The sequence below is a fragment of the uncultured Boseongicola sp. genome, assembly GCF_937988555.1.
Lineage (GTDB): Bacteria > Pseudomonadota > Alphaproteobacteria > Rhodobacterales > Rhodobacteraceae > Boseongicola.
The window spans coordinates 1-5779 of sequence record NZ_CALJXO010000242.1; the positions used below are offsets into that span (position 1 = coordinate 1).

General features: G+C 54.5%; 6 protein-coding genes and 3 pseudogenes. 2 read left to right on the forward strand and 7 right to left on the reverse strand.

The annotated features are described in order from the left end of the window. Together Q1B15_RS14745 and Q1B15_RS14750 are read right to left on the reverse strand one after the other, a co-directional pair. Nucleotides 1-93, reverse strand: a pseudogene (locus Q1B15_RS14745) (IS5/IS1182 family transposase); the annotation flags it as partial. A 245-nt stretch (nt 94-338) separates the two neighbouring features. Beyond that, a pseudogene (locus Q1B15_RS14750) lies at nt 339-556 on the reverse strand (IS6 family transposase); the annotation flags it as partial. Nucleotides 557-613: 57 nt separating this feature from the next. Here Q1B15_RS14750 and Q1B15_RS14755 point away from each other — a divergent pair. Further along, nucleotides 614-865 (forward strand): hypothetical protein, encoded by a 252-nt coding sequence (locus Q1B15_RS14755; protein ID WP_299754880.1) that lies wholly within the window; start codon nt 614-616, stop codon nt 863-865. A 15-nt stretch (nt 866-880) separates the two neighbouring features. Next, the gene (locus tag Q1B15_RS14760) at nt 881-1069 is read left to right on the forward strand and encodes a hypothetical protein (protein WP_299754883.1); all 189 of its coding nucleotides are present in this window, start codon (nt 881-883) and stop codon (nt 1067-1069) included. Nucleotides 1070-1156: 87 nt separating this feature from the next. Here the strand turns inward: Q1B15_RS14760 and Q1B15_RS14765 are convergent, their stop codons facing one another. From Q1B15_RS14765 to Q1B15_RS14785, 5 genes and pseudogenes are all read right to left on the reverse strand, one after another. Further along, a complete protein-coding gene (locus Q1B15_RS14765; RefSeq protein ID WP_299754885.1) occupies nt 1157-2125 on the reverse strand; it encodes an XdhC family protein in 969 nt (322 codons plus the stop codon). Nucleotides 2126-2257: 132 nt separating this feature from the next. Beyond that, nucleotides 2258-3315 (reverse strand): IS630 family transposase gene (locus tag Q1B15_RS14770; RefSeq protein ID WP_299754887.1). Its coding sequence is split into 2 segments (ribosomal slippage): nt 2258-2832 and nt 2832-3315, totalling 1059 coding nucleotides; the frame shifts between segments, so codons are not numbered across the junction. Nucleotides 3316-3580: 265 nt separating this feature from the next. Further along, entirely contained in the window at nt 3581-4156 is a 576-nt protein-coding gene (locus Q1B15_RS14775) for a nucleotidyltransferase family protein (RefSeq protein WP_299754890.1), read from the reverse strand. 122 nt (nt 4157-4278) lie between these two features. After that, on the reverse strand, nt 4279-5346 hold the full coding sequence (locus Q1B15_RS14780) for an IS630 family transposase (protein ID WP_299754893.1): 1068 nt from the start codon (nt 5344-5346) through the stop codon (nt 4279-4281). 232 nt (nt 5347-5578) lie between these two features. Further along, nucleotides 5579-5779 (reverse strand): annotated as a pseudogene (locus tag Q1B15_RS14785) (hypothetical protein); the annotation flags it as partial.

Here is a 5779-nt window from a genome sequence, read left to right on the forward strand (position 1 = left end):
GCGATCATCAACGCGCTTCACGCCGCGTGACTTGTTGGGAAGCACCTGCTTAATGAACCCCCACTCCAAATCACTCATATCTGACCGCGCCATTTTTCTGCCTCCGCATGTTCCTTTAGCCGAAATGAATCACAAGCCTAGGCGAAAGAACAGAAATTAATGGGTGTGCTGCCTAGTTGAAATGGTTGCAGACGGAGGGCCCTGTCAGAGCAAACCGGCTTGAGGCGGGCAAGGCGGATTTGTAGCCTCTGGAAACGACCAAACCTGATCCATTTCTCTATTTCAAAACGAGCTACGAGATTATCCGCCTGGCGGTGATGTTGTATGGGCATCGTCAAGGACGCGGCTGTCGGCTTCTTTCTGGACTGAGCTTTTGCTGCGATCAGCGTTGAAAAATTCACCACCCAGCGGGTCTGCGTGGCATGTTCGATCTCAACGCTCCGCTCCGCCATGATTTCTTCCAGGTCCCGATTGGAAACGCTGTAGCGCAGGTAGAAAAACACAGCGTAAAGGATCACGCTTTTGGGTAGTGGTTGCCTTTGAAATCGACCGTCATTTTGGGATCTCCAGCCTGTCGCTTTTTTTTGCGCGGATTGTGACAGGAGTTCTGTAGATGGGAAAACAGTTGGCGAACTTTGCGACAGAACCCAGCGTGGTACGGGGACGACGCCGCGAAAAACTGGGAGACACGCGGTCAAAAGCTGTTGCAGATGGAATGGCGGCACTGACAGACTTTCAGAAAACGCGTTGGTTTTCAGACGATTTCTCCAAGGACAATCCCGAAGCTGTTTCGGACGCAGTTAAGGTGTTTGTTGCCAACAATGTGCCCGCCTATCTCGAAACCTGCCGGATGCTTCGGTGCTGAGATATCCGACGCGCGTTGCCCAGTTTCGACTTTTCCGTCGAGATAATCGTCGGACAAGAGGACTATGCCACCCCTATCGCAATGGCAGAGGCCATGGCCTTAGTTATTCCAAGTGCAAAGATGGAAATTCTTGGCGGCGTGCGCCACTTCACACCCCTTGAGGTGCCAAACAAGATCGCGACCGCGATCCGGCGGCTCGGTTAGGTCTCTTTTCGGACGAGCAATTGGCGCTGATTTCGACGCATCGATCGCTTAAAAGAGCTTCGAAGATCCTAAACCGTACCGTCGGCCTCAAATGCCTGTGTGGCTGACTGCTCTGGCGGAAGTCTTTGCCATTGCGATGTCCAAAACTTCTGCAAGTACCGACACAGACAACGTGGCGGGATCACGCGCGGAGCGGATTAGGCCAATCGGACCATGCAGCCGCGCGAGATCGTCGGGTGGCACCCCCATAGCCTCAAGCTCGAGCAACCGTGAATCGCGCGCTCGCTGACTTCCCTGCGCGCCGATATAAAAGGCCGGACCGCTAAGTGCTCCCTGCAAGATTGGTGGCTCCCAGTCGTGGTCATGAAAGAAAAGAACGATAGCTGTCCATTGGTCGACCGTTAAATCTGTTGGGAATTCAGTTTGTCGCAGGCGCCGGACATCGCAGCCCGATGCAGAAGCAGTTTCCAGCGTTTCTTCCTCAGGTGAGAGGAGAAGATTTGGATATCCGACGGATTGGATAAGGGCGGAAAATGTGCACGCCTCCGGTCCCTTCCCAAATACCAGAAACTGTACATTGGGGACGAATTGCATAACGAAAATCGAACCAAGTTGCCCGGTGAGACCGTCATCTATCAACGTGAGACTGCCGGACGACGTATCAACCTCCATCGCACACAACTGTCTGGCTGCGCGTCGCCTCGACAGCTCGAGCAAAACCGCCAAGTCAGGTCGCGGTATCAAAAGGATATCTAGCCCCCCACCACACGGCAACTGAATATCGATAAACGGTGACCCGCGTCCATATCGCAGAGACTTGGGTTTGCCCAATTCCAATACTTGGGCAGCGTGCAACTCAATGTCTGCCTCGATGCAACCGGACGACAAAGCGCCCACGCTTAGACCACCCGTAAAAATGGCCATTGCTGCTCCGACCGCACGATATGAAGGCCCCTCAACACCTGTGATGATGGCGAGCACAGCCTCGCTCCCGCTTGCTGCAATGGCCTCGAAAGGATCAAGCCCTGAGGCATCTTTTGGACTAATGAAACTCATGGTCTACCTTGCTTGCATGACATAGCTCAAAGGCAAGATATTGTTATATATAAAGGATTATTCTTCATCATAAAATGCTTTCAGTTTCGTGTCTAGGAACCGTTTTGGGCTCGACCAATACCAACGGCCCATTCAGCTGACCTTTATCCACTCTCTTTGGGTAATGGAGGTAATCCGTTCTGGCTCAGTTGCAAAGAAGTTCCATGCGTCTGCACATTTATCGAGGATGTCTTCGTAGCTGTTGAAGACGGTTATCGCGAGTTTGTTGGCGCGCAGGTATTGCCAGACATTTTCCATAGGGTTGAGTTCTGGGGCATAGGGCGGCAGTTTTAACAGGCTAATATTGTCCGGCACTTTCAGCGCTTTTGCCACATGCCAGCCTGCACCGTCGATGAGCAGCAGGGCGTGGGCCCCCTGCGCGACGGTTTTGGCTATTTCGACGAGGTGCAGGTTCATTGCCTCGGTCCCGACATAAGGCAGGACCAAGCCAGCGGCTGTTCCTCGCGCGGGGCAGGCTGCACCGAAGATGTAGCTCCATTTGTAGCCTGTGTCGCGCGGCGCACGTGGACGTGTGCCACGCTGCGACCAGATGCGGGTCAGCGTGCCCTGCTGTCCGACCCTGGCTTCATCTTGAAACCAGACTTCCAGCGGTTTGTCTTTTGCTTGTGTGGGCAACATATCTGTTACCATACTTTGGAAGTTTTTTTGAACGCTTCCTGCGCCGCCGTGTCGGTATTGGGGTGTTCCGGGCGGACTGAGAGCCGCCGAAAGCCCAGCCTGTCCAAATACTTGCCAACGGTGCGCTCGTGTACATCAATACTGAAGACCTTTTCAATCCGACGCGCCAGATCGGCACGACGCCAGCGCACCACACCGTCGCGCGCGAGGTCAGGACCTGCCTCGACCCAAGACGCGAGCTGCGCCATCTGCTCGGACGTGAGCCGAGGCTGCGCCCCTCCACCACAACGATTGGACAGACCGGCAATGCCTTGCGCGTTGTAGCGGTGCACCCAGTCACGCAGCGTTTGCCGATCCATGCCGCAACTCTCGGCAGCCGTCTTACGGGACACCCCCTCCAAGACAAAAGCAATCGCCAAGAGCCGCCGCGCGACCCTGCCATCTTTCGCCCCACCAGACGCTGCGCGTAAATCCCGCGCCGTCAGGTCATCGCGTGTAATCTTCACAGTCATTTCCGTCTCCCAATCGCCTGCAGCGATTGAGTCAGACTTCACAACGTTTGCGAATCCCAAAACCAGTCAAGCCAACAGGCCGTTGGTATAATGCGGTCCAGCCATTGGACAGGTGCACGAGACGCGCTCAAATACCGAACCAGCGGACAAAAGCTGTCAGAAAGGCCAACGCACGCTTCAAGTATGACAAAGCCCCAAATGCAAAACGCCGTGCGAAAAACCCGGAGGTTAGTCATCTAGAATGATTACCCGAGGATTTCCCGGCCTAATTACCTCGTGCTTTAGCAGCCTTGAGCATGTCATTCGGTGTATCGATATCAATGAGTTCACCGTCTGGAGCACGGACAAGCGCTTCCATCGGAAGACGCCTAAGGATAGATCTCGCGCCTTGGTCTCCAACTAAGTTATGGATGTCCGCAAAGCTTTCCCGGGTGAAACACGCGGGGGGTATGGCGCGATGCCCGTCAAATGCGGCAGATGGAGCTCCCGCTCGGCATAGACCCATGACATCTTGAATAAGTTTCGTTGTGATATTGGGCATATCGCCGAGAACCACTATTACCTGGTCGGCACCAAGCTCTTCGGCAAGACCAACGCCGACCCGAAGACTGTCAGACTGCGTGTGCGACGGCCTGGACGGAATGGCGATCTGAAACCCAGCAAGGTTTTCCGCAACAAATTCGTTTGCGACGACAGCAATCAACAAATCGAGATCGCACGCTCTCAAAGCCTCTGCCGCATACGTAACAAGTGGCTTGCTCAGGAAAGGCGCAAGGAGTTTGTCGCCGCTCCCGAAACGTTCTGACCGCCCACCGGCGAGGAGAATACCTGCAATAGTCATTCAGATCCGTTCGCGGCCTCCACAAAACTCTCAGCAACATTCAAGACTGCAAGTGATCAAGCATCAAGCCGTAAAAAGAATGATTTATACTCCTGCGCCTGAATTGACCTGAGGGTTTACCCTCAAATCACTTTGTATCCCTTGAGTGATACGACGCGGAAGTTGTCGGTGACGGTGTTGCGGAACTCGGGCCATTTTTCTGGCAGGGTCTTGCGGAAAAAGTCGAAAATGGCCTCGGTGAATTGGTTGAACGTTGCATAGTGGTGATTGTGTGTGACCCAATCGTGCATGACACCCCAAAGGCGCTCGATCGGGTTGAGATGCGGGGCATATGCTGGCAAGAAACGCAATTTCACCCGGCGTTCTGGGCTGTCCAGCCATGGCTGGAGTATCTTGGCATGATGATAGCGGGCATTGTCGACAAAGACATGGATGGTGGTCATAGTTTGGTTGTTGCGCTCCAACTTTTCCAGCATCTGTCGGGTTGTCTGGGCATTGATCTTCTCGCCTTCCACAAAGGTGAACTGGAAAGTCTCAAGGTCAAGCGCGCCCTGAATGTTGAGCCGCTTGCGCCCTGATGTCGCCTTCAGGGCCGTCTTTTGCCCCTTGGGGAACCAACCATGGGCGGGGCGGCTCTGGTGTTCGGGGTGGACAGCGTCCGAAAAGACAACCATCTCATCTGCGGCCAACCCGTTCATCAGGGCCTCATATTTGGCAATAAACGCAGCCTGTTTGGCTTCATCGGCCTGTGCAGGCAGCAATTGTGGTTTCTTATACGCGAACCCCAGGCGGCGCATCAGCTTGGCGGCTCCTGAGGGGCTATAGCTCTGGTCGCACTCGGCCAGAACATAGGCACAGACCTCATCTGCGTTCCGTGCCGGATGTTCGGTGAAATGGGCTTTCAGCGTCTGCTCTTGCACGACGGACAAGTGCCCCTGTCGCTGGCTGTAGTCCTTCAGACCGAAAAATGACAACCCCGCTCCGGCAAAGGCAAACTGCCATTCCGTCAGAACCGTTGGACCGATATCCAAAATACGGCAAACCGTTCCGGCGTCTTCTCCTGCGTCCAGAAGAAGAAACGCTCGCGCACGTTTCCAAACAAGGGCATCAACTTTGCGGCGGCGGCAAAGCACTTCAAGTGCTAAGCGCTGCTCGTCGGATAAGGAGACTGTTTTGTATCGCTTGCTCATACCCTCAAAATACAGACCGCCGCGCCTTTGGACATGCGGCGAAGTGAATCGCAGGCCCGAAAATCGTCAGGTCAATTCAGGCGCAGGAGTATAGTCGAGCATTATCAGCATGCGCCGGACACTTCACTTGATCTAACCCGAGATCACTCAGGCCAAGCGTGGATACACTACAAACTGCCGGTGTGGTCAGACGAATGCGAACCAGTCACTGAAAGGACAATGAGGCTGTCCCTTATGCCGCGTCGAGTTGGCGCCACTCAGCAAGAGCGGCGGTACGGTTGAGCTTGAAATTATCTCTGCTGTAGAGCGCGCGCTCCTGGTTGAAGATGGGGTGGTTGCCGCCCTCCCTCGAGGGCATCGCAATGTGCCATGATGGTAGAGTTACAGCCACTGAAGCAGGAAAGGACGGAAACCATGACGGAAGGTACAATGA